Origin of the sequence: Sorangium sp. So ce327 (assembly GCF_051530205.1) — a bacterium.
Classification (GTDB): Bacteria; Myxococcota_A; Polyangia; order Polyangiales; family Polyangiaceae; genus Sorangium; species Sorangium cellulosum_B.
Genome location: NZ_CP150330.1, coordinates 4,850,385 through 4,873,488 on the forward strand (window position 1 = coordinate 4,850,385; position 23,104 = coordinate 4,873,488).

General features: G+C 69.7%; 14 protein-coding genes. 4 read left to right on the forward strand and 10 right to left on the reverse strand.

Going from position 1 to position 23,104, the window contains the following annotated elements; all coding sequences use genetic code 11:
• Positions 1-3: 3 nt before the first annotated feature.
• From WME95_RS18125 to brxE, 3 genes are all read right to left on the reverse strand, one after another.
• Entirely contained in the window at positions 4-642 is a 639-nt protein-coding gene (locus WME95_RS18125; RefSeq protein WP_437909616.1) for a BREX protein BrxB domain-containing protein, read from the reverse strand.
• Positions 639-1,391, reverse strand: coding sequence for a DUF1819 domain-containing protein (locus WME95_RS18130; protein WP_437909617.1), 753 nt, complete (start codon positions 1,389-1,391; stop codon positions 639-641). Before WME95_RS18130 ends, WME95_RS18125 begins: the two co-directional genes overlap by 4 nt.
• A gap of 125 nt (positions 1,392-1,516) precedes the next feature.
• Positions 1,517-2,086 carry a BREX-6 system BrxE protein gene (gene brxE, locus WME95_RS18135; protein ID WP_437909618.1) on the reverse strand — a complete coding sequence of 190 codons (570 nt, stop codon included), beginning with the start codon at positions 2,084-2,086 and terminating at the stop codon, positions 1,517-1,519.
• Between the two features lie 492 nt (positions 2,087-2,578).
• Here brxE and WME95_RS18140 point away from each other — a divergent pair, with 492 nt between their 5' ends.
• The 4 genes from WME95_RS18140 (at position 2,579) to WME95_RS18155 (ending at position 10,531) form a co-directional block, all read left to right on the forward strand.
• Positions 2,579-4,141 carry a hypothetical protein gene (locus WME95_RS18140; protein WP_437909619.1) on the forward strand — a complete coding sequence of 521 codons (1,563 nt, stop codon included), beginning with the start codon at positions 2,579-2,581 and terminating at the stop codon, positions 4,139-4,141.
• 30 nt (positions 4,142-4,171) lie between these two features.
• On the forward strand, positions 4,172-6,184 hold the full coding sequence (brxL, locus tag WME95_RS18145) for a BREX system Lon protease-like protein BrxL (protein ID WP_437909620.1): 2,013 nt from the start codon (positions 4,172-4,174) through the stop codon (positions 6,182-6,184).
• Between the two features lie 1,024 nt (positions 6,185-7,208).
• Positions 7,209-9,557 carry a glycosyltransferase gene (locus tag WME95_RS18150; protein WP_437909621.1) on the forward strand — a complete coding sequence of 783 codons (2,349 nt, stop codon included), beginning with the start codon at positions 7,209-7,211 and terminating at the stop codon, positions 9,555-9,557.
• Complete coding sequence (locus tag WME95_RS18155) at positions 9,554-10,531, forward strand: methyltransferase family protein (RefSeq protein WP_437909622.1); 978 nt, start codon at positions 9,554-9,556, stop codon at positions 10,529-10,531. Before WME95_RS18150 ends, WME95_RS18155 begins: the two co-directional genes overlap by 4 nt.
• Positions 10,532-10,644: 113 nt before the next feature.
• Here WME95_RS18155 and WME95_RS18160 read toward each other — a convergent pair whose 3' ends face one another.
• The 7 genes from WME95_RS18160 to WME95_RS18190 all read right to left on the reverse strand — a co-directional run bounded on the left by WME95_RS18160 (position 10,645) and on the right by WME95_RS18190 (position 23,093).
• Positions 10,645-11,667 carry a zinc-dependent alcohol dehydrogenase family protein gene (locus WME95_RS18160; RefSeq protein WP_437909623.1) on the reverse strand — a complete coding sequence of 341 codons (1,023 nt, stop codon included), beginning with the start codon at positions 11,665-11,667 and terminating at the stop codon, positions 10,645-10,647.
• A gap of 202 nt (positions 11,668-11,869) precedes the next feature.
• A complete protein-coding gene (locus WME95_RS18165; RefSeq protein ID WP_437909624.1) occupies positions 11,870-13,342 on the reverse strand; it encodes a hypothetical protein in 1,473 nt (490 codons plus the stop codon).
• A 6-nt stretch (positions 13,343-13,348) separates the two neighbouring features.
• Complete coding sequence (locus WME95_RS18170) at positions 13,349-14,680, reverse strand: hypothetical protein (RefSeq protein WP_437909625.1); 1,332 nt, start codon at positions 14,678-14,680, stop codon at positions 13,349-13,351.
• Entirely contained in the window at positions 14,677-15,639 is a 963-nt protein-coding gene (locus WME95_RS18175; protein ID WP_437909626.1) for a hypothetical protein, read from the reverse strand. The genes WME95_RS18170 and WME95_RS18175 overlap by 4 nt, the downstream gene beginning before the upstream one ends.
• Positions 15,639-18,179: a type VI secretion system Vgr family protein gene (locus WME95_RS18180; RefSeq protein ID WP_437909627.1), complete on the reverse strand. Its 2,541-nt coding sequence runs from the start codon at positions 18,177-18,179 to the stop codon at positions 15,639-15,641. The genes WME95_RS18175 and WME95_RS18180 overlap by 1 nt, the downstream gene beginning before the upstream one ends.
• Positions 18,180-18,184: 5 nt before the next feature.
• Complete coding sequence (locus WME95_RS18185) at positions 18,185-19,051, reverse strand: hypothetical protein (RefSeq protein ID WP_437909628.1); 867 nt, start codon at positions 19,049-19,051, stop codon at positions 18,185-18,187.
• A 31-nt stretch (positions 19,052-19,082) separates the two neighbouring features.
• Complete coding sequence (locus WME95_RS18190; RefSeq protein ID WP_437909629.1) at positions 19,083-23,093, reverse strand: DUF6531 domain-containing protein; 4,011 nt, start codon at positions 23,091-23,093, stop codon at positions 19,083-19,085.
• Positions 23,094-23,104 lie beyond the last annotated feature (11 nt).

Sequence of the window (23,104 nt, forward strand, 5' to 3'; positions counted from 1 at the left end):
GGGTCACCGGTAGATCCTTGGGCGGTAGTCGCGGTCGGCCGGGAGCACGCCCATGAAGGACAGCCCCGTCTCGCCGACGACCTTGCCGGGATAGAGCAGCACGACCGGCACGTTCCGGGTGTGCCCGGCGACATGCTTGAGCAGCGCGGAGGTGCGGAAGAACGGGTAGAGCGCCCCGGCGCGCCCGAGGAAGATCACCGTGCGATCGGGGTTGCTCGATCGCTCGTTGAGGATGCGATCGATCTCCCGGATCACGTCCTTTGCGATGCCCTCGGGGCCCTCGAGCAGCGTGACGACGCGCTCCTTGAGCGTCCGCAGGCCTCGTCCAGGATCGCTGGCCATGGTGAGGCGCTTCTCCCGCTGGATCATCGACTCCAGGAAATCGCTGCCCTGCGCGCGGAGCCGGGCGAGGAGCAGCGCGTTCAGCGGAATGGTACCCGTATTCCAGCCCGCGTCGCGCAGCGTCTCCGAGAGCTCGTGAATGGCCCGGCGCAGCTTGAACTCGTCCTCGGGATCGTACGGCAGGATGGCGAAGTTGTAGTTGCGAACGGTGCTGATCTGCGGGCCCTCGTCGCGCAAGAGGTCCTTGCGCAATGCGTCGAGTGCCTGATCGAGCTCGGTGGGGTGCTGGTAGCCGCTCATGCGCTTGCCCCGAGGTAGCGGAGCCCCCAGGCCGTCAGGCTTGGTTCGAGCCACGCGAGGTCGATCACGCCTCCGAGCTCGGCGAATCGGATGCCTGGGATGCGCGCCGCGAACGAGTGGAATGCGGCCTTGGTGACGCCCAAGGAACGGAGGTAGGCGTTGTCCGTGATCGAGCCATCGATGCGGACGTCGCGCAGGAGGTACAGCACGTACCCGAGGATCTCGTCCGGCACGTGGAGCGGGGGCAGTTTGCGGGGATCGCGGCGCCCGCTGACGAGCCCGACATCCAGCGCCGTCGCGAGGAGGTTCGAGGCGAATTTGATGCAGGTACTCGCCCCCCAGCGCCCCTCCTGGAGCCCGTCCACCCACCGGGCGACCGTGTCGCGGTCGATGGCCGTGAGGCCGTGCTCGCGGCGCGTCGGGAGCAGCTCCCCGGTGAAGCGGCGGTAGATGGGATCGGCGAGCTGCGTGTGAACGTGGCAGAGGAAGGGTCGCAGATTCGACGGCACGGTCCCGAGCCGGCGGAACAGCGCGAGCGCCTCGGGGTAGGCGTCGAACCGCTCGATCATGTCGGTCATGATGGTGCGGACGCGCGCCTCGCTCTTCGTACCGAACCAGCGGCGCTCGAACGCGATGCGAGCGCGGTCGGCGACGGAAGGACCCGCGGACGCGTAGCCCCGATCCGCGTCGAGCGCGACGTCCGCATCGACGTGCTGCCAGTAGGCGTAGCAGTCGTCGACGGCCAGCATGCAGCGCAGAAGCCGTGTGTGAACCTCCGTCGCTTCCGCTGGGCGAGCGCCGCCCGGCGTCGGATCCGGCATCGAGTTTCGCGGGGCCGCCCCCGCGGGGACCGGGATCTCGACCGATCCGGCGTTCAAGCGACCGCCTCCAGGAACGGCAGCGGATAGCTGGCCGAGAGCGGAAGCAGGGCCGCGGCGAGGAGCGCCGCGGCCTCGACCGGCGACGCCGCGGTCACGTCGAGCCGCCGCCCTGCGGGTGTGATCTGCACCTTCGGCTGGCCCAGGCTCGCGAGCATCGACTCGAAGGTGGTCTTCGACCAGGGCCGGCCGACGAGGAACCTCGCGCCGAGCACCTCGGCGGGCGGGCGCCGCTGGTGCCGGTGCTGCGCGAGACGATCGGCGAGCTGCTCATCCACCGAGAAGCCGAGGTGGAACAGGCTCCAGACCGCGTCTCCCCGCGCGAGCTTCTCCCGCCCGGCCTCGTCCACGCGTCGCGCGGCCTCGCGCACCAGCGCGAGGCTCGCCCAGGGTGCGGTCTTGGGGAGGAGTCGAACAAACAGATCGCCCCCGGCCTCGGGATCAACGAGGTCGGACCTCCACCACCCGAGGCGAGGCGGCTCACCGGCAGCCTCACCGGCCCACGCCACCGTGAGCTGAAGCGCGAGGATCTCGTCGAGATGGGCGGGGCTGAGGCGGAGGGACATGGCTGGACCAGGGAAGGGGCAGCTCGGCCCCGGAGCCTAGCCCCGAGGATGGCCGCCACCGTGTGGTGGGGAGGCTACCAGGGCGGAACCCTGCGGAACAATGGGGACGGTCACGCTCCCGGCGCGGGGACGGCGATCGGACGGACGCTACCTAGCTCCGGACGATCTCTCGCTCGACACGCTGTTACCGCGATGGCGGGCCCTTCTTTCCACAGCGCCGCTCAGTGGTGCCTAGGCGGAGAGGTGTGAGAATGAAGGCAATCAGCCTCCGCCGGAGTCTAGAACGGCAGGAGTGCTTCGGCGACGAGGTCACCAGGCACCATTCGTCCGAGAGCGACCCTCCGTCGCAGCCGTTGTCATCCCTTCACCCGAACGACGTGGTTCGCGTATGCTGTCCCAGGATCGGCCGGCTGACGGGTGTCGGCAGGACGACCATGGGTTGCTCGGGAGCGTCGCGCCAGGCCAGGGCTGTGCCGACGCGGAAGGAAGGATATGGCGTCTGCGATCCGCTTCTGTCTCGATCGGCTGGATGGCAAGGCTCTCGCCAGGCTCTGCGAAACCCGTGGCCTACGCTGCCCCCGTGCGCTCGACGACCGTCGAACGTCGCTCTCGCGCTCCTACCGTGGCGATCTGGATACGTTTCTAAGCAATTTGCGGCGTGAGGACCTCCTAACGGTCCTCGCTCAGCCGGTCCAGGTGGAGGGCGAGTGGGTCTACATCAAGGGGCATACCGGCAGCGACAAGGACCTGCTCGAGCGCCTGGCTTACCAGGTTCTGGCGCTCGACTGCATCCCGAAGCCGTTTCGCGGAGTGCAAGCCGCACCGCTCGATCAAGGTGAGGAGGCGTCGGAAGAAGACGAGGGTGACACTGACGAGAGTGACGATGGCGAGGCTGACGAAGACGACGATGGTGACGAGGACGAGGCCGATGAGGACGACGAGGCCGACGACCCAGACGAGAACTACGATGAGGATGGCGAGAGCGAGGAGAGTGACAGAAATCGCGAAGACGCCGATGGCACGCCGGGCGCAAGCGACGCCGCCGCCCGCGCGCGCTGGCAGCTCCGCATTCATCGGCTAGGGCATGGCGTCTGGAGTAGCCCACGCCCGATGGCGTACGTGCTAGAACGCCTCGGTTTCGACGTCCCGCAACGCCTCCGCACTACGCGTTTCCATGCGCTGGTCTCTGCGCTGAACGAGGTCGGCCTGGAAATGGCATTGGATGGCTCCGAGGAGCCCCTCACGCTCGAGGACGAAAGCCCTGGCATCTATACAGAGGTTCGTCTCCGGCTCGCCTCGGAGCCGCCTGCGACCCTCCCGGCCCGGTCCACGCCGCCGCGTGCTGGTAGTAAGCCGCTGGGTCGGACCGGCGCCGTCCCGGCGTCTCCAGCTCGAGACGTGCTGACGCCGATCATCTTCGTACCGAGCGCACCACAAGCTGCCCCGGCGGCTACGCCACGCCTCCGCATCTCGGACTATGAGCTCGCGGCCTTGCGGCTTCAGTTCCTGACCGCGGCACCGTCCGTCTATCGAGACAGGTCGCCGGGCTGGCCTGAGGCGTATCTGCAGACGGCAATGCGTGGGCTCAGTGTCGGTCAGCTGGACGCGAATATGCTAGCGCTCCAGTTGCGCGGCTGGTCCCGCAGTAGCTCGAGCCCGGAAGCGACCATCGCAAGCCTCATGAGGACGCTCTCCCCTCACGAGTGGGATGAGCTCCTCGTGGATTTCCGGCGCCTCAACCTGGAGGCAGCCGGCGCCGACGAAGATGTCGCCGAGGCGGTGGAGATGATCGTGCACCACGTGTTCGATCTCCTGCACGGCGCGTCGGTACACGTCACCCCGGCACGTGCAATGTACACTTCGGCACCGACGGGATATGCGCGCGCGGCAGTATCCGCCACCGCTCCTACGCCCGCAACGCATCACGCCGCTCCGTCGGCCACCGCGTCCGGCGCTCCTGCGGTCCGCGCCGCAGACGCGCCCGGACGAACCGGACGTGCCGAGACGCCGGTGAACGAGCGCAACCTCGGGGCGCTCGACGATATCTTCAAGTAGACCGATGATGCGAGGAACGACGAGCAATCTATGGACATAGCGCTGCGCGAAAAAATTGAAGGCGTCTTCGGAACTCTAGTCGTCGACAAGCGCCAGGCGCTTCAAGCCGGCTTCGAACTGATGCCTCGGTTCGTTACCGAATTTCTACTAGCCACAGCCCGCTCTCAGAACGCTGCGCTCAGCGTCGGCGAGGTGCGAGATCGCATCCGCCGCTTCAGCGTCGACGCCGATCGGAAGGGGGAGTTCATTTCGCGGCTCATGCGGGAAGGACAGGCTAAGCTCATCGCATTGCTCGATGTCGAACCGAAGCCCGAGCGAAACGAGCACATCGCTCGCATCGCCCAGCTCGACGGTCAGGATCTCCAGATCCCAGCGTCTCTCGTCGAAAAGTATCCCGAGCTGCTCTATGGCGGTCTCTGGGGAAGCACGGCGCTCCGCTACGATACCCAGGGCCCGAAGCCGCGCATCTTCGTCGAGGATTTTACGCCATATCAGCTCACGCGCGCGGACATGGACCTCTTCCGCCGGGCACGCGCTTCTTTCTCATTCGAGGAGTGGATCGAGTTACTCATCACGAGCGCGGGTTATCGCCCCGAGGCGTTCCCTACGACGCGCCTGCGATTGCTCGCTCTGAGCCGACTCGTCCCCTTGGTCCAAGCAAACGTGAACCTCATCGAGATGGGGCCCCGGGGCACCGGCAAGAGCTACCTCCTGAGGAATCTCAGCGCTCGCGTGTACTTGCTCGCCGGCGCCCGCGCCACGCCCGCCGTCCTCCTCTACGATCTCATGCGTCGGCGCGTGGGCATCGTCGGTACGAAGAAAGTCGTGATCTTCGATGAGATCGGCGCCACGGCGTTTCCCGACAAGTCGTTAATCGCTTCACTGAAGGATTATATGGAGTCCGGGCACATCTCCCGGGGCGGCCGCTCGCTCGTCGGGGACTGTAGCTTTCTGTTCACCGGCAACCTCGACCTAGACGCCGACGGCCGGTCCCCGAGCCGCGCGTACACGCACCTGTTCGAAGAGCTCCCGCGAGACCTCTGCGATACAGCGATCGCCGACCGGATCCATGGGTTCATACCTGGCTGGGAACTTCCCAAGATCTCCGACGATGTGCTCGCTGACGGCATGGGGCTGGTGTCGGATTACTTCGGCGAAGTGCTGGGGGAGCTCCGTGGGGACGTGCGTTTTCAGGACCACATGAAACAGCACGTCACCCTGGACGGCGCGACGATTCGCGATCAGACCGCGATCCATCGGGTCGCCGCGGGGCTGCTTAAGATGATCTACCCCGATGGCCGCATTGAGGAAGCGGGGAGACAGGAGGTGCTCCAGGTGGCCGTCGAGCTGCGGCAGCGCGTCCACGAGCAGCTCGTGAAGATGGCCCCGGGTGAGTATCGCCCCAAGATGATCGTCTTCCCGGGGATGCGGCCACACGACGCGCCGGACGTCACGCAAGCGCACCTCCTCATGGAGCAGGACGTTGAAGCAAACCAACGGGAGCTCGTCGGCAAGATCACGATCTTGCTCGTGTCGGAGCGCGGCGGTGGAGACGTCGGCTTCGTGGAATGTGCACACGTGGAGGGCTCCGGGTTCTCGGTTACGGGCTTGCGAGGGGCGGTGCTGGAGCACTCGGTGCGGGCGGCCTACGACGCGTTGTTGAACCTCGGCCCCGAGCTCGGACTGTCGCCCGAACGGCTCCGGGCGAAGAGAATGTCCGTGCACCTCGTGAACATCGCCCAGCCGAAGGACGGGCCAAGCGCGGGCCTCGCCTTCGCGTTGGCGATGCTGTCGGCGGCGACCGGCCGCCGGGTAGCGAAGGCACTCGCGGTGACTGGTGAGCTGTCCATCCATGGGAATGTGAATCCCGTGGGTGGTATTCCGGAGAAACTCAGTGCAGCTCTGCAGCACGGTCGAAGGACCGTGATGATGCCGGCCGCGAATGCGCCAGAGCTCGCACGGCTGCCGGATATCGCGGCGCGGCTCGATATTCGGCCGGTTCAGTCTCTGGCTGAGGCTGTGCGGATCGCACTCGTCGGCTGAGAGCCACCCGTTCAATGCCGGATGGTGACGCTTAGGACGGATTCCGGATGAGTCCTGCTCCAGGGTAACGTATCTCCGCTAGCCGCACCGTTGGCCCGGAGGAGCACGATTGTGCGCCGGCTACAGCCGCGTTCGTCTCGTAGGCTGGGTGTGACCCCCTTGACGCGGCGCCGTCACTCCGCCACGTTACGAGCGGGCCGCTACACCTCTATGCGCCTCTGGGTCAGGGCGACCGGGCTTGCTCGGCTGAGGATGTACCGGTGCCGGAAGTATTCCGCGACCCGCCGTCCTAATACCTCTCCCACGTCGCACGATGCGGCGTGTGCTCTCGCTCCGGGCGGCCATGATGGGGGAGATGGTAGATGGGATGGGCAATCCCGACAAAACGTCGGAACGGAGCCCACAATGAATCAGGATCCCGCCTCCAAGCACGAGCTGGATAACCACGCTAACCAGCTCAACGAACAGCACCCTGACTATCATCGTTCGCGCGGCGCTTCGCCCGAAGCGGCGCAACGTCTAGCGTCTGAGGCGCGGGCCGAGTCTGCGCGGCCTTCGGCGCAGTCCGCCCCCAAGGCGAGGCCCGCCAGCGTGCGACGTTCTGGCGGCAAGCATCGGTAGGCAATCCGAGGGGGAGCTTCCCGCCGCGTCGCGCGGAGTGGGGGAGCTCGCCCCATTCCTGTCGGAGCATGCGGTGATCCAAATCATTACCGTGGCCGGCTCTGAGGGGTCGGTCAGCAGCGCGCTCGTGTCCGCGCTCGACACTTCCGGTTTTGGGGTACTTCAATATCTCTCCTATTCAACTTCTCACCGGCATGCACACCTCCATCGCCCAGCTTGCAGCTGTGGCCGCTTACATCTCGGGTGTCAGAGCATGGCTCTGTGAAGCGCGGGCGAGCGAGTCCGGCATACTCCATTTCTACGGCTGCTGCTGACAGGCGGAGAACCCCCCGCGCGAGAGCCTTACGCTGTTGCTAAGGCGTCCAGGTAGCACCTCGGGGCGTGGCGATGCAGAGGAGAATACATGAAGATCCTGAAGGTCATCCACGGCTACCCGATGCGCTACAACGCGGGCTCGGAGGTCTACACGCAGACGCTCTGTCGCGGGCTCGCCGGCCGCCACGAGGTCCACGTCTTCACGCGCGAGGAGGACCCGTTCGCGCCGGATTTCGCGCTCCGCCACGAGAAGGACACCGGCGATCCGCGCATTTCGCTCCACCTCGTCAACACGCCGCGCGTTCGAGACGGCTACCGGCACGCCGGTGTCGACCAGCGCTTCGCCGAGCTCTGCGACCGCCTCCGTCCCGACGTGGTCCATATCGGCCACCTCAATCACCTCTCGACCTCGCTCGTCGCGGAGGCCGCCGGGCGAGGGATCCCCATCGTGTACACGCTGCACGACTACTGGGTGATGTGCCCGCGCGGGCAGTTCATGCAGACGCACCCAGCGAGCCCGGACGATCTGTGGGCGGCGTGTGACGGCCAGGAGGACCGGAAGTGCGCCGAGCGCTGCTACGCGCGCTTCTTCTCGGGCGCGCCGGACGAGCGCGAGGAAGACGTCGCGTACTGGACAGGCTGGGTCGCGCGCCGGATGCGCCACGCGCGCGAGATGGCCGATCTCGTCGACCTGTTCATCGCGCCCGCGCGCTACCTGGAGCGCCGGTACCGGGAGGCGTTCGGTCTGCCCGAGCGCAAGCTGGTCTACCTGGACTATGGCTTCGATCTCTCCCGCCTCGTCGGGCGCGCGCGAACCCCGGGGGAGCCGTTCACCTTCGGGTACATCGGGACGCACATCCCCGCGAAAGGCATCCACCAGCTCCTCGAGGCCTTTGGCCAGGTGAGGGGAGACGCTCGGCTCCGCATCTGGGGTCGGCCGCGCGGGCAGGACACCGAGGCGCTCCGCGCGATCGCGCAGAGGCTGCCGGGCGACGCGGCTGCTCGCGTGGAGTGGCTGCCCGAGTACCGCAACGAGGATATCGTGCGCGACGTCTTCGATAGGGTCGATTGCATCGTCGTGCCATCGATCTGGGTCGAGAACTCGCCGCTCGTCATCCACGAGGCCCTTGAGGCGCGCGTGCCGGTGATCACCGCGAACGCCGGCGGCATGGCCGAGTACGTGCACCACGAGGTCAACGGCCTCCTCTTCGAGCACCGCGACCCTTCCTCGATGTCGCGCCAGATGCAGCGCCTCGCAGACGATCCGGCGCTCGCCCGCCGCTTCGGCCAGCGCGGGTATGCGCAGTCCGAGTCCGGACACGTGCCCGACCTTGCAGGCCACGTCGAGGCGATGGAGCGCATCTACGCCGAGGTCATCGCCCGCCGCGACGCCGCTCGGATCGAGCCCGGCCAGGGGCCGTGGCGCATCACGTTCGACACGAACCCGGACACCTGCAACCTCCGCTGCATCATGTGCGAGGAGCACTCGCCCTACAGCCCTCTGCAGGAGGCGCGGAAGGCTGCTGGAAAGCCGCGCCGGTTGATGCCGATCGAGCTCGTGCGTCGCGTGATCGCCCAGTCGGCCGGCCGTGGCCTCCGCGAGGTGATCCCTTCCACCATGGGCGAGCCGCTCCTGTACGACCATTTCGACGAGATCGTCGACATCTGCCGGGAGCACGGGGTCAAGCTCAACCTGACCACGAACGGGACCTTCCCGCGACGGGGGGCCCGGGAATGGGCCGAACGGCTCGTGCCGATCACCTCCGACGTGAAAATCTCCTGGAACGGGGCCACGCGGCAGACGCACGAGCTGATCATGCTTGGAGCCCGCTGGGAGGCCGTGCTCGAGAACGTGCAGGCGTTCATCGCCGTCCGCGACGCGCACGCCGCCGACGGCGGGAACCGCTGCAGGGTCACGTTCCAGCTCACGTTCCTGGAGGCGAACGTCGCCGAGCTCGCCGACATCGTGCGGCTCGCGATCCGCCTCGGCGTGGACCGCGTCAAGGGACATCACCTGTGGGCGCACTTCGAGGAGATCAAGCCGCTCTCGATGCGCCGCGATGCCTCGGCGATCCGGCGCTGGAACGAGGCCGTGCTGGCCGCGCGAGAGGCGGCGTCGGAGCGCGCATTGCCGAACGGCAAGCACGTGCTGCTGGAGAACCTCTTCCTGCTCGACGAGTCGGCCCCCGAAGACCTGGCCCCGGGAGGTCGCTGCCCGTTTCTTGGCCAGGAGGTGTGGATCAGCGCCGAGGGACGCTTCGACCCGTGCTGCGCACCCGACGCGGAGCGCAGGGCGCTCGGCGATTTCGGCAATCTCCACGAGGCGGGGCTGATGGAGATATGGAACGGTGAGCCTTACCTGCGGATGCTCAAGACCTACCGGAGCCGTGCGCTCTGCCTTGGGTGCAACATGCGGCGGCCGGCCGGTGAGCCATGAACGACTGGCGATGTGCCCGGGTCGCCCCGGAGAGGACGCACCACCTCGTGGACGGCGAGCCGCTCTACTCCGCACGCTTCGAGGAGGTGCTCGCGTTCCACGCCCCGGGCCTCTCGCCCGTGCGGTGCGGCAGCACGGCCTGGCACATCGATGCGCGCGGGGAGCCCGCCTACGCGCGGAGGTTCGAGAGGACCTTCGGTTTCTATGAAGGGCGCGCTGCCGTCTCGGCTCCCGAGGGCTGGCATCACATCCTGCCGGATGGCGCCGAGCTCTATCCAGAGCGGTACTCCTGGTGCGGCAACTACCAGGACGGTCGGTGCGTGGTCCGCGACAGCGAGGGACTCTATGGCCACATCGATCAGGCCGGTTGTCCTGTTTATGCGGCGCGGTGGCGCTACGCGGGCGATTACCGCGATGGCATCGCGGTCGCACAGGGCGAGGATGGCCGCTCCACGCATATCGATGCACGCGGCGAGCTCGTCCACGGTCGCCGTTATCTCGACCTGGACGTGTTCCACAAGGGCTTTGCGCGCGCCCGCGACGAGCGGGGGTGGATGCACGTGGATGGCCGCGGGCAGCCTGCGTATGCTCAGCGGTTCGCCATGGTGGAGCCGTTCTATAATGGCCAGGCGCGTGTCGAGCGCCTCGATGGATCGCTGGAGATCATCGATGAGACGGGGCGCACGGTGAACGTGCTGCGGGCCTCTTTGCGAAGCGAGCTCGCGGCGCTCTCTGCGGATCTGGTGGGTCTCTGGAAGACCGAGACCCTGGCGGCAGCGGTGGAGCTCGGCGTCATCGATGTGTTGCCTGCGACGGAGACGGAAGTGGCGGCGCGTTGTGGCCTGCCGGAGGAGCGGGCGCGCCGCCTTCTGCGTGTGCTGGGCGAGCTCGGCATCCTCGAAGGGGCAGCGGACGGCAGGTGGTGCACCACGAGCCGCGGTGAACCCCTGCGCAGCGAGCCGACCATCCCCTGACGCTCTCGGACACGGCGATCGAGTACGCGGGACCGCTGCGCATCTGCTGGTGGCGTTTCCAGGGTGAGGTGGCTCGGCCATCGCTGCCACTCCCTCCTCACCGCCGCTTCGCCTCAGTCGAGCCCGATCACCACCTTGCCGAAGTGCTTCCCCGCCGCGAGCTTCGCGAGCGCCTCGTTCGCCCGCTCGATCGGAAAGACCTCATCAACCACCGGCCGGATCCCGTGCAGCTCGAGCGCCGCCCCGAGCTCCACGGTCGCCTGCCGCGACCCAACCACGGTCCCCTCGACGCGGATCGCCCTGAACAGGATCGGCATCGGATCGATCTGGCTCCCAACCCCGCTGAGCAGCCCGATCAAGCTCACCACGCCCCCCGTCTTCACCGCCTGCATCGATCGCGGCAGCGTCCCCGCGCCGCCCACCTCGATCACCCGGTCCACCCCCTCGCCACCTGTCAGCCGCAGCACCTCTTCGTGCCACTCCGGCTGCTTCCGGTAATCGATCGCCTCGGTCACCCCGAGCGCGCGCAGCCGCTCGATCTTCGCTGCGCTGGACGACGTGGCGATCACGCGCAGCCCCGCCGCGCGCGCCAGCTGCGCCGCGAACAGCGACACCCCGCCGGTCCCCTGGACAAGCACCGTCGCCCCCGGCGCCGGCCGCGGCCCCGACTCGAACAGCGCGGTCCACGCCGTCACCCCGGCGCACGTCAGCGTCGCCGCCTCGTTGAACCCGAGGTGCGCCGGCGCGCGGACGATCGCGTCCTCCCCGAACACCACAAGCTCCGCGAGCACTCCGTCGTTCCCGCCCGCACCGAGCGTCGCAGCGCTGTACTCCCTCCGGAACGGCCCCGAGGCCCACGCCGGGAAGAACGTCGAGATCACGCGATCTCCCTCCTTCCAGCGCCGCACGCCCGCTCCAACGGCGACCACCTCGCCCGCCGCGTCGCTCAGCGGGACAAGCTCGTCCTTGCGCTCCCCGCCGTACAGGCCGCGCACGACCATGAGGTCACGGTAGTTGAGCGACGCGGCGCGGACGCGCACGAGCACCTGCCCCGGACCGGGCCTGGGTGCGGGGCGCTCGGCGAGCGTCCACGCGTCGGACTCCGAAGCGTTCTTCCGAATGATGACAGTCTTCATGGCGTGTCCTCCAATCTTCCCTGGACACCCCATCCGTAGATCCGTTCCTCCGGGTGCAGTAGTCCGCGCGAGGGAACGTCACCTGTGCCATTTCAGCACAGATCATGGTCTCGCTTGCCGCGATCGAGCTGCTCGTCGCCGCCCACTGTCGAGACCGGGAGCTTCTCGCGCGCCGCGTACCGCGCGCCGCGCGCCTGCACGATCACGGCTTGCTCGTGTTGCGGAGGCGCCACGCTCGGTACGAGGCACGGGCCGCCTCGAACGCGCTGCGCTCGGCGGCGTTCTGGGCGAGCCTCGCCGCCCAGGTGGCGTCCACGAGCGTCCTCTGCGCGGGCGTGAGGCCGTAGCGACGGAGCGTCTCCGGGGTGCGCTCCGGATCGAGCGAGAGATCGACGGTGAGCGACGCGTATTGCTCCAGCGAGAGCTGACCGGGCCCGCCGGCGCCGCCTTGCGGCTCGGCGCTCGCGCTCGCGGTCGGCCTCGGCGCGGGCGAGGAACCGGCCACGAACGGCAAGATGGGCGACATCACGACCTCGCCCGGATCGACGGTCCTGTTGAAGTCGACGCGCCGCTCGGCGGCCGGAGGGTTGGGCGCCTGCGCGATGGCCGGCTGTGGTGGGGACGAGCGCTCGGGAGCGTGTTGTCCCGCCTTGGCGCGGGCTGCCTGATAACGATCCACCGCGACCTTCACGCGGCCCCTGAGCGCGGCGTCCGAGTCGACTCGACCCTTCCAGTACTGGAATGCCTGCGCCCGCTGCGCCGGCGTCAGCTGGTGTTTCTCGCAGAGCTGCGCCTCCGTCATGCCGAAGAGCGTGTGGTCGGCGAGCATCACCGCATACCGCTCCAGCGGGATGGGCGGCGGTGCCTCTTCCGCCTTCGCCTGACCCGGCGGGGCGGGCCGCTGGAACGGCAGGCCTTCCGGGAACGGGACGGCCGAAACCGCCACGGTCGTCCCCATCTGGATGCTCGCCGGGGCAGCACGAGCGTCGCGCATCGACGGAGGCGTCGGAGGCGGAGGCGACCGAGGCGGCTCCACGATCTCGCTCGCGACCTGCGCCTGAACCACCGCGGGTGGCTGCACGACCTGCTGCGCCACGACCTGCGGCACCACGACGGCCGACGCCACGACTGCCGGCGACGCCACGACCGCCGGCGACGCCACGACCATCGCCGGCGCCGGCTCCGCGTCCGTCGCGGCGAGCAGCGGCGAAGGTGTCCTCGTCAGGGCAGGACAGTCCTCGAGAGCGCCCTCCATGTGGCCTCGAAGCGTCGCGGCGAGCATCTCATCCAGAAGGACGCGGTTCGCCCAGCCCGCCTCGATGCGCGCGTACGTCCCGAGATCGAGGTCGTGGCGCGCGAGGAATGCGATCGGCTCCGCCGCGGTCACGAAGTGCCGGCGGAAATGGGCCCACGCGCGGACATCCGACTCGATGGGCTCGAACGTCGGCTCGAACCGCCGCTTCGCGGTCAGCAGGGCGGCGTCGAAGGCCACCAGCACGGCGAGATCCGACGCCGCGCTCTCGTCGATCCTGGCCTGCCACTGCTCGGAAGCCTGCTCCCACGCCGCCGGAGCGACGCCGGCGTGCGCGAGGGCTCGCCGCAGGTCGAGCCCCGCCCCGAGGCCGGCCATCACGGCAGCGTACGATTCCAGCGAGATGACCGTCTCCTGTGACATAAGCCCTCAGCGCGCGAGGCGAGCCAGTTCGGACAAGGCTCCTTCCAATGTCGCCCCGAACGCGTCCCACGCCACCTGCGCCGGTCGGCCGGCCCACGCGACGAGCTCGTCGGCGCGCACGCGCAAGGCCTCGGCGGACAGGTCCGGGCGCCTCATCTCCTCGAGCACCGATCGCGGAGAATGAGGCTCGCCCCCCCGGAGGCGCGCCGGCGCGGCGGTCGCGGGGAGGGACGCGATCACCTCCTCCCACGCCTTCACGGAGGGCCACGCGACGCGCGATCCGAGCGCGGTCACGAGCGCGCCGTGCGCGTCCTCGTGGAGCTCGTCGCTCCCCACCTCCGCGAGGAGGCGCGGAAACAGGGAAGGCAGCCCGATCCGCCCCATGGCGTCGAGCGCGCGCGGGGTCGTGGGAAACCCCGCCGCGAGATCGCGCGCGAGGGCCTGATCGCCCGCATCCCCCGCGAGCGCGATCACGTCGAGCGCGTACGGGCCGAGCGCGGCGACGGCGCGAGGATCCATGCTCCGTACCCGGTGCAGCGGCTCGAAGTCCCGCTGGAGGATGCGCGCGCGCGCCACCTCGTGGGCGAACGCAGGGGTCGCCACGTCGAGCCACGACGCGCGGCCCGGCGCGGCGAGCGCGGCGCCACGCGGCGCCCGCGAGAGATGCCGCTCGAGGGCCGCCTGGACGATGGGGCTCTGCGCCCGCGCCAGGGCGGCGAGCGCGTCACCCGGGAGCTCGCCGGGAGGCGTCACCTCGAGCGCGATCGCGGAGAGGACCGGCTGCTCCAGGCGCGCCGCCCAGCGCCGCGCGCGCTCACGCAGATCCGCGCTCGGCTGGGTCGCTATCGCGTCGGCGAGCTCGACGATGCCTCGGTAGGTGGGGAAGGCCGAGCCGTCCAGGGACGTGAGCCACGCCTCGAACGCGTCCCCCACGCCATGCACCTCCAGGCAGCCGAAGAGGAGCGCCAGCGCCCACAAAGTGCCCGGGTGTTCGAGGTCCGCCTCCTCCGCGAACGCGGCGAGCTCGACGGGCGTCAGGCCGGCCTCCGCGAGCGCGTCGATGTGCGCGAGGAGGCGGCGCGCGGCCTCGGGCCGATCGAGGTGCGGCCCCGCGCGGTGATCGGCCCCCAGCACCAGCGCCCGCTCCAGGAGACCGGTCCGTACGTGCCGCTGCCAGAGCGCCGCGGTGACCCCCGCTGCCCGCTCGGCGTCGAGGCGGACCTCGCCTTGCCACGCGAGCGCGTGCAGATCCCGATCCGCGCGCGGCGGCTCTCGCTCGGTGAGGGGCGGGGAGGGGAGCACCCGCCGGAGCCCAGCAGAAGCCTGCCGGACGCTCATGACCGCTCGTCTCCCACGAGCGCGGCGCCCACGGTTCCATCGTGCGATCGGGCCCAGGCCAGCGCGACACGCTCGCGCGCCGGCCCGGGGAGAGGGAGCCCGTGCCGCAGCCAGGCCAGCGCGAAGACCGCCGACATCAGGCCTGCGGCGCTGCCGAGGGCGCCGATCTGCCCCTCGAAGCTCGGCATCTCCGCGCGCTCCAGCCTCGCGTGGTGACGCACGGAGGCGAGGTGGAAATCGCGGATCCGGAGCGGATCCACGTCGCGAGGGCCGACGACCAGCGGCACCGTCGGACGGAGCCGGAGCGCCGCGAACACGCGCGTGAGCGCGGCGCCGTCCGTGGGCAGATCGTTGTCGTCGCGCGCCTCGCTCTCCGCGACGGCGTACGAGTGCACCTTGCCCGCGAGCGGCGCCTGCGCGCCCGCGACGAGCCGCATCGCGGCCGCGCCCTCCGAGGGGGGCAGCGGATTGCGCGTGAAGGCCGAATAGCGCAGCTCGAGCCACCGCTCGATGTCCGGCCGGTGGATCCGAGAGTCGACAGCGAGCACCACCACCTCTGGATCCTGCCGGAGAACATCTTCCGCCTCCTTCAGGGCCAGCACATACCCCGCTGCCCCCGATCGCTGGCTCACCACGGCGTGACCCGCGAGCGTCAGGAACCGCGCGACGTCCGCCTCGCCCTCCAGCGCCTCGCGGGGCGCGACGAGGAGGATGGGTGTCTTCCTCGACCCGGGCGCCGCGCGCGCGAGGGCCTGCTTCGCGAGCAGGCGGATCCGCGACGACCACGGGCGTGAAGCGGCGATCCACGGGCAGTGGTGGACGGGGAGGGCCTCCCCGTCGCGGGTCGTGAACGCGCCGCTCGCGTGCGGATTGACCTCCGCTCGATGGAAGAAGACGTGCTCGCTCGGGCTCGACCCGAGCGGCGAGACAAGGGCCATCTCGGCGACGGAGAGCGCCATCAGCCGGCGTTCTCCTTGCCAGTGTGCTGGGTCTCTCCGTTGATGGTGATCGTCGCGGACTCGAGGGTGAGCCCGCCGCCGTGCACCGAGACCGTGGACGCGCCGTCGCCGACGTCGAACACCACGGTGCCGCCGTCGAGCGTGATGGCCCCGCCCGCCTGGATCGACAGCGCGCCACTGGCCTTCACGGCGAACTCCGCGCCGGCATCGAGCTGGATGGCGCCGCCCGCCTTGAGGGTATGGGCGGTCTTGACGTTGCGCCCGAGCCCGGCCCTCGCCCGGAGGGAGGTCGCCGCCGCGGTGTCCGCCGACGCGGCCATCGTGAGGCGCGAGATGCGGACGGCGGAGGTGGCGTGGCTCCCTCCGATGGCGAAGCTCGATGCGCCGAGGGTCGTCCACTTGAGAGACCCCGGCGTCTGGATGGCGTGGACGGCGCCGATCACCTCGGTTGTCGTGCCGTTCACGACCAGCTTCCGGTGCCCCGGCGCGGCGGCGGCCGCACCGGCGCCCGCGCCGCCGGGGCCCGCTGCGCCGCCTCCGCCCTGCCGTTCGGCCGCGCGTTGCTGGGCCTGCTCGGACCACGGCGTGAGCCCGGCGCTGTCCGCGGCCGCGACGATGGCGTCGCCGCCGGGGATCCGACCGGCGATCTCGCCAAGGCCCGTCCGCACCGCGGCCGTTCCCAGGCCGCTCCACCCGCCTCGACGGTATCCCTCGCCCAGCGCCTTTCCCCAGGTGTAGCCCCTCGAGAGGGCGGCGCCGACCCCGGGGATCTGGCCGACCCCGGCCAGCACCGCCGATTCCGCGAAACCCTTGAGCCCGCTGATCGGATCGCCCACCTGCTCGATGAGGTTCGCGCCGATCGAGACGGTCTCGCTCCCCACCTTCGTCATGCCGGTGGCGTTGATCGTGATGTCCTGATTGCCACCGACAGAAGCCGTCTGGCTGTCGACGCCGACCGTCCACGCGTTCTCGAGCGACAGCGTCTCATTGCCGCCGATCTGCCACGATTGCGCTCCCTTGATGTGGATGTTCTCGAACCCCACGGTCTGGTTCTGCATGTCGGCCCCGACCGTCGTCGTCTTGCCGAAGCCGGCGTTCCACACCATGTGCTGCCGCCCGGCGGCGTCCTCCAGCGTGACCATGTTGGCCTTGCCGCCGCCGGGAGAGCTCACCGTGCCGAACGCCGTCATCGTCTTGTTGGCGGGCAACCCGAACGCTGGCAGCTGCCGGCCGTTGAAGGAGCGTCCGAGCACGTAGGGCCGATCCGGATCGCCGTCCTCGAAGCCCACAAGGACCTCCCAGCCCACGCGCGGGACGAGCATGGACCCCGGGAGATGGGCCTGCATCACGCGGATCGGCAGGCTCGCTGTCTCGTCCTTCGGGCCCCCGCGATCCCAGGGAAACGTGACGCGCACGCAGCCGGCCGCGTCGGTGTGGATCTCCTCGCCGCTCGCCCCGGTCACCGTGGCGCTCAGGATCCCCGGGACGCGCGGGCGAGGGGTGGCACGCGGGAGCCTGTACGGCACGCCGAGCGGGATCGCCTTCACGGACATCCGGCCTTCCGGCTCGCCCGCGCGCCACGTCAGCGAGGTCTCGACGACGAAGTACTTGCCGCTCGGCGCCAGCCCCACGGCGAGCGTCGCGTCCGCCTCGAACTGCACGCCGGGGCGGAGCTCGAGGGCCGTCGTGTCGAACTCGAGCACATCGGCGTCGGCCCGCAGCGCCTCGAGCCGCAGCGTCGCCTCGCGCTGCCCCTCGCCGTCGGTCCGGAACCGGCCGGGCGCCTGGTAGACCTCCACGGCCTTCTCCGGCTCGAGGCCGCCCTCGGCCCTGGCCTCGAGCTTCACGGCCGGCCTGGCCGGGTCGTGATCGCGGAGGGCCACCTTGCCGGGCCGGCGCCTGCGGATCTGCCTGGCGGCGAAGGCCACGCGCTGCCCCGGAACCAGGCCCGATTCATCGACGAACATCAGGGGATCCGGCAGGCCGTCGGGCGCCGCGTCGGACCGGTCGCACAGGACGAACGCGTCGAACCCTTCCTTCGGATCGAACCGGAAGAACAGGCCCTCTTCCTCGCAGATCCGGCGCAGGAAGACGGCGTCGGTCTCGTTCCACTGGGTCACGTGGTCGCGCTCGGGCGGCGGCTCTGCCTCGTTCACGAAGGCGTCGTCCCGGACGCCGACACCGGCGAGGAGCTCCTCCACGATCGCCGCGGCGGTCGTCCTGCGGAACACCCGCGCGTCCTTGCGCAGCGTCAGCCACTCGATGGCCGAGCGGACGTCGAGCGTGTAGAGCCGCTGCGCGCCCGGGTCCACGGTGGCGCTCGCGGTGACGCCCGCGACGATGCCGTGGTGCACCGCGGTCGCGCCGTCGTCGCCGCTGATCTCGATGCGCACGGGCGTCCCCGTGAGGGCCTCGCAGTCGAGCGGCTCCGGCGCGGACACGTCGATCTCGGCGCGCGTCGCGCCGCCGAGCGCGCTCGCGACCCGGAGCGCGATGGCGCGGGTCGTCGCCGGGGGATCGAGGGAGAGCGTGACGTGCATGGGAGTCAGCCCGAGCGCCTTCGTTCGGTCTTCGGGGGCCGCACGAGGAGCGCGTCCAGCGCGGGGCCGAAGCAACGCCATCCGTGCTTCTCCCGTCGCCAGAGCTTGCCATCGCCGGTGAGGACGTAGCCGGTGATACCCAGCCGCCAGCTCGTTGTCCGATCCTCCTCCGCGAAGAGCTCTTCCTCCTGAAGATCGCGGTCGAGCCGAGGCCGCACCTTGTACAAGGGACCGAGGTGCTCCCCGGTCGCGCGGCAATAGACCCTGTACCGGTCGGGGTAGCGCGCCGGAAACGCGGCCTCCAGGCGTGCCGTGGAGACGCCGAGGCGCGAAGGCGGCCAGTGGCCCGCGGCGACGAGCGTATCCCGGGCAAAGCCGGGCGCGACCAGCTCCGCGGCGAGCCGGAGAGGGGTCAAACGGCCGCCATGGAGAAGCGCGCTGACCTGCGGCAGCGCGCTCCTCAGCAGCGGCTCCAGGTGCCGGTCGCGCGTCACACGGCTCAGCGCCCACCAGTCGACCAGCCGGAGCCATTCTCCGCTCCGATCGCGCCAGTCCGTCGGCCGGAAGTCCTGGAGCGCACGACCGAGGGGCGATCTCGGCGAGACCGACGGCGCAAGGAACTGCACGCGCGCGCGGTAATCTCGGAAGTTGGTCGGCCGATGCACGCCATCCCATTCGAACGCGCCTGATTCCTCCATCGTGAGGCCGTGAGAACGGCAAAGCACTCGACTCCCCTTGACGGTGACTTCGCACTCCGGGGGGCCATAGGTCAGGCACTGGGCTTCGATGTTGAGCTCTGTAAACCAGTCAGGAAATCCGAGTCGCTCGTAGAGCTCGACCTCGGGCGCGTGGCGTACAACGAGGTCATCCATGAATTCGACCGTCGGGTGAGGTAGACGCATGTCAGTGGCCCTTGTGGGCGATCAACCTCGCCAGGGCGGCTCTCACCGGTTCCATCGCCGCTGCGGTGCGCCTTGCTGTCGCGCTCCCGGTCGAAGCACTCTGGATGCCCTCGGAGAGATTCCTGAGCAGCTGCCACCGCCAGGCCGCGTTGCTTTTCAACCGGTCGTCCGCGGCGGTGATCCTGCGGTCTATCTCGTCGGTGCTGGACTCCGTCCCGGCGACTCTGCTGAATATGACCCCGCCACTGCTGTTGGTTCGAACCCCGAGTTCGACACCGCCGCCGGGCGTATAAAAATGCGTGCCTTTCCCGTCGCTCCAGTCCTGGGTACCGGCCGAATGCGGTTCCCAATTATCGGCCAGACCCCACGGGTCCACGACCTCTGTCGGCGCGCCGTCGAACGCCATCAGGTTCAACCCACCCTCGATGTTGATAGGGTCCGGCGACAGCCACCGCCCGCGCGCCGCATCGAAGTACCGAAACCTCGTCGAGCACAGTCCCGTCTCGTCGTCCGCGATCTGGCCCAGCAGCCGAAACGGGCTCTCGACAGGCAAGGTATTCGGATCGCGCTCGACCGATACGATGTCGCCCCATACCCCATGACGAGCCCGCCACGCCACGCGCCCGAGCTCGTCAATGAGCTCCGTCGGCGTACCGACTTGATTGACGACCACACCGAAGACCGTTCCGGCCTCGACCTGCAGCAGGGGAACGAACGTTCCTGGCTTGTGGACATGCATCCGGGTTCGCTCGCTCTCTTTCGTGCGGTGTCTCTCCTCGCAGACGACGTCGCCGTCCCACAGGAAATCGACCGACGCCTCCACCTTCGCGCCCCCGCTCGCCCCGCCCTCGAGGCCCGCCTCGAGGGACGCGCGATCCCACGGCGAAAGGACGGTCTTCCGGACCCGCCGGCCGAACGCGTCGTACGTGAAGCGCACCCGCCTGCCGTCGGGGAGGACGACCTCCCTGAGCCGATCCCTGGTGTCCCAGCCGTAGAGCGTCACCTTCTCGCCGCCGCCGCCGGCCCCGCCTTTCTCGATGCGCTGGATACGCCTGCCGCGACCGTCGACCAGATAGCGCGCGCCGCCCGCCGCTCTCAGCACGTTCCCCGGGCCGAGCGACCAGCGTTGCGCGAGATCCGGTGACCCGGCGCCGCGCACCGCGCCCACGAGGGAGCCCGTCGGGTCGTACGCGAACGCCTCCCGCAGCCTGCTGCTCGCCGCCTCCAGCAGCTGATCCGCGCGATCGTAGCGGTACGTCGTGGTGATGCCGCCCTGCCCGTCGGGCCCGTCGCTCACCGACGTCAGGCGGCCTGCCGTGTCGTGGCCATACCGCCGTCTCACGGTCAGCCGCGCGGCGCCCGCCGCGTCCGCGGAGATCACCTGTTGCTGCACGACGCGCCCGAGCGGGTCGCGGTCCTGCTCGATCCGCCAGGCGCCGAAATCGCGGCGCCGCTCCCGCCCCTCGGCGTCGCGCTGGATGGATACCGCTCGTCCCTCGTGCATGATCCCCACGAGCAGATCGTCGTCGTCATAGCGGTACTCCGTCCGCTCGCCCCCCGGCGCCACGCGCGCCGTGCGCCGGCCGCAGGCGTCGTATTCGTAGCGGACGGTGCGCCCGTCCTGGCGCTCGGCGACGACCTGACCGAACCGGTCGCGCTCGAGCTCCGTCACCACTTTCGCCGTCGCGTCGGCGCAGACCGCCCGGACGATCCGCCCGAGCGCGTCGCGCTCGAAGGTGATCTGCACGTCGGGCCCGCGGTCTTCCACGACATTGCCCAGCTTGTCGTACGCGAACTCCCGCCATTCTCCGTCGGGATGGTCGATCCGCGCGACCCGCCCCCCACGATCGTGGCGGTACGTGATCAGCCGGCCATCGAAGGTCCGCTCCGACACCACGCGATCGGCGCGGTCGTACTCCAGGCGATAACGCTCGAGCAGCGCGTTGATGATCTCGACCGGGCGCTCATCGGCGTCGTGCAGGAGGGCGACCACCTGCCCATCCGGCGGGACGATCTTCGCCAGGTGCCCTGTTCCGCTGTACTCGAAGCGGGTGGTCCTGCCCGCCGCGTCGGTCGTGCTGGTGACGTTTCCCACCGGATCATACGTCACCGCCAGCCGCGTCCCGTCGGCCCGCACCCTGGCCAGCACCTGGCCGAGCCGATCGTGCTCCGTTCGCGTGACATGGCCCGACGCCTCGATCCGCGCCACGGGCCTGCCGAGCGCGTCGTGGTGGTACCAGGTCGTCTCGCCGCGCCCGGAGGTCTCGGACGCGACGTTCCCGTGCTCGTCGTACGTGAACGTCGCGAGCGTGCCGTTCGGGCCAAAGGCGCCGGCGACGCGCCCGTCCGTGTCGCGCGCCAGGCTGAAGGACGCGCCGGTCGGGAGCGTGACGCTCACCAGCGCGCCGTGGGCGTCGTACCCGTAGCGCGTCTCGAGGCCCGCCGCGTCGACCCGCCGCACCGGCGCGTCGCCCGCGATCTCCCACGCGGTGACGTTGCCCGCGGGGTTGGTCTCCTTCACCAGGTTCCCGCGCGCGTCGTGCTCGTACGTGATCGCCTCGCCGGCGGCGTTGCCCCGGCGGATCACGAGCCGGTCCGCATCGAATTCGCGCTCCGACGCCCAGCCGCCGTCGAACGTCTCCTCGCGCACCACGATGCCGTCTTTCACGTGATATCGCCGCGCGCGGCTCGTGCCGTGGGTCCGCGCCTCGCCCGCGTCGTCGTCGGTCACCAGGCGGACGTCGTGGAGGCCCCCGTCGCCCCAGGTCCGCACGCACCGGCCTGTCTCCTCGTCGTACTCGTAGCGGAACGAGATCCCGTTCCGCGCCGTCGTCTTCACCATGCGGTGCAGACCGTCGTATTCCCATCGCTTGACGTGCGAGAGCGCGTTGGTGTGGGAGGCGAGCGTCCCCTCGACATGATAGCCGTAATCGAACCAGGTCTGGAGCGCAGGCGCCCCGTCGCTCCCCGGGGCGCGCGCCCAGACCTCGACGCGGACCACGCGGCCTCTTTCGTTGCTCATCACGCGGACGTCGCGGCCGCAGCTGCCGGCGATGCGCACGAGCGAGCTCCCGCGGTACTCGAGCTCGATCCGGTGCTGGTACGGATCGGTGATCGCGGCGAGCGCGAAGCGGCCGTTCGGCAGCGCGCTGAACTCCCGGACGAGCCGGTCTTTCAGGCTCCGGACCTGGTAGCGCTTGCCCACGGCGCGGAGCTCCAGGCGCCGGCCCCGGTGGAAGCTGACCCCGTCCGGCGGCGGGACGGCGAAGTCGACAGGCAACCCCTCCTCGTCGTGGAGCCGGATCACCCGCTCGCTCGGCTGTATCCACTGCTCGAAGGAGTGCACCCAACCGCCCTTGCCGAGCGCCGTCGTCCTCTTGTGGTAGCCCGACGAGTACGTCCTCCGCCACACCAGCTCGATCGGTCCGGGCAGCCTCAGGTCCGTGCCCTCGTCGACAACGAAGCCGGTGCCGACGTCGATCGGATCGCCGACGTTCGTCTGGTTGGCGCGCTCGGGGTGGAACGCGCGATAGTACTCCTCGTTGACCCTGTGCGCGTGGGCTGTCGACTTCGATGCACGGGCGAGATCGACCTTGTTGAGCAGGGGAACGACCATCTGAGCGATGCTCTGCTCGGCGGTCAGCACGTTCATGTTCACGAGATCGCCGGTCCCGCACACGTTCTTGCCGGCCGCCTTCACGACCATCGAGCCGGTCTTCATGACGGCGATCTTCGTGTCGGCGTGTGTCACGAGGTCGCCGCCGGCGGTCTTCGACGGCGCGTTCGCGGGCGGGTCGACGCTCATCTGGCTGCCCTCGACCAGCGCCTGCGTGTCCCAGATCCAGTAGCTGGAGTTGTGCTCTGTCCCGGTCTTGTTGGCGCTGCGCGCCGTGTACAGGAACGGCGTCGGCACGGGGGGCGCCGGCGGGCTGACCGGGCTGATGGCGCCGGGCGCGACCGCGCCGTGGCCGCTCTTCTTGGTGGCGATCTCCTTCTTGCCGACGCTGCTCATCGTCGCTCCGG

Bases quoted from the DNA above. Each gene is read 5' to 3' on its own strand.
- WME95_RS18125 (WP_437909616.1), bottom strand. From the start codon at position 642: ATGAGCGGCTACCAGCACCCCACCGAGCTCGATCAGGCACTCGACGCA.
- WME95_RS18130 (WP_437909617.1), bottom strand. From the start codon at position 1,391: ATGCTGGCCGTCGACGACTGCTACGCCTACTGGCAGCACGTCGATGCG.
- brxE (WP_437909618.1), bottom strand. From the start codon at position 2,086: ATGTCCCTCCGCCTCAGCCCCGCCCATCTCGACGAGATCCTCGCGCTT.
- WME95_RS18140 (WP_437909619.1), top strand. From the start codon at position 2,579: ATGGCGTCTGCGATCCGCTTCTGTCTCGATCGGCTGGATGGCAAGGCT.
- brxL (WP_437909620.1), top strand. From the start codon at position 4,172: ATGGACATAGCGCTGCGCGAAAAAATTGAAGGCGTCTTCGGAACTCTA.
- WME95_RS18150 (WP_437909621.1), top strand. From the start codon at position 7,209: ATGAAGATCCTGAAGGTCATCCACGGCTACCCGATGCGCTACAACGCG.
- WME95_RS18155 (WP_437909622.1), top strand. From the start codon at position 9,554: ATGAACGACTGGCGATGTGCCCGGGTCGCCCCGGAGAGGACGCACCAC.
- WME95_RS18160 (WP_437909623.1), bottom strand. From the start codon at position 11,667: ATGAAGACTGTCATCATTCGGAAGAACGCTTCGGAGTCCGACGCGTGG.
- WME95_RS18165 (WP_437909624.1), bottom strand. From the start codon at position 13,342: ATGTCACAGGAGACGGTCATCTCGCTGGAATCGTACGCTGCCGTGATG.
- WME95_RS18170 (WP_437909625.1), bottom strand. From the start codon at position 14,680: ATGAGCGTCCGGCAGGCTTCTGCTGGGCTCCGGCGGGTGCTCCCCTCC.
- WME95_RS18175 (WP_437909626.1), bottom strand. From the start codon at position 15,639: ATGGCGCTCTCCGTCGCCGAGATGGCCCTTGTCTCGCCGCTCGGGTCG.
- WME95_RS18180 (WP_437909627.1), bottom strand. From the start codon at position 18,179: ATGCACGTCACGCTCTCCCTCGATCCCCCGGCGACGACCCGCGCCATC.
- WME95_RS18185 (WP_437909628.1), bottom strand. From the start codon at position 19,051: ATGGATGACCTCGTTGTACGCCACGCGCCCGAGGTCGAGCTCTACGAG.
- WME95_RS18190 (WP_437909629.1), bottom strand. From the start codon at position 23,093: ATGAGCAGCGTCGGCAAGAAGGAGATCGCCACCAAGAAGAGCGGCCAC.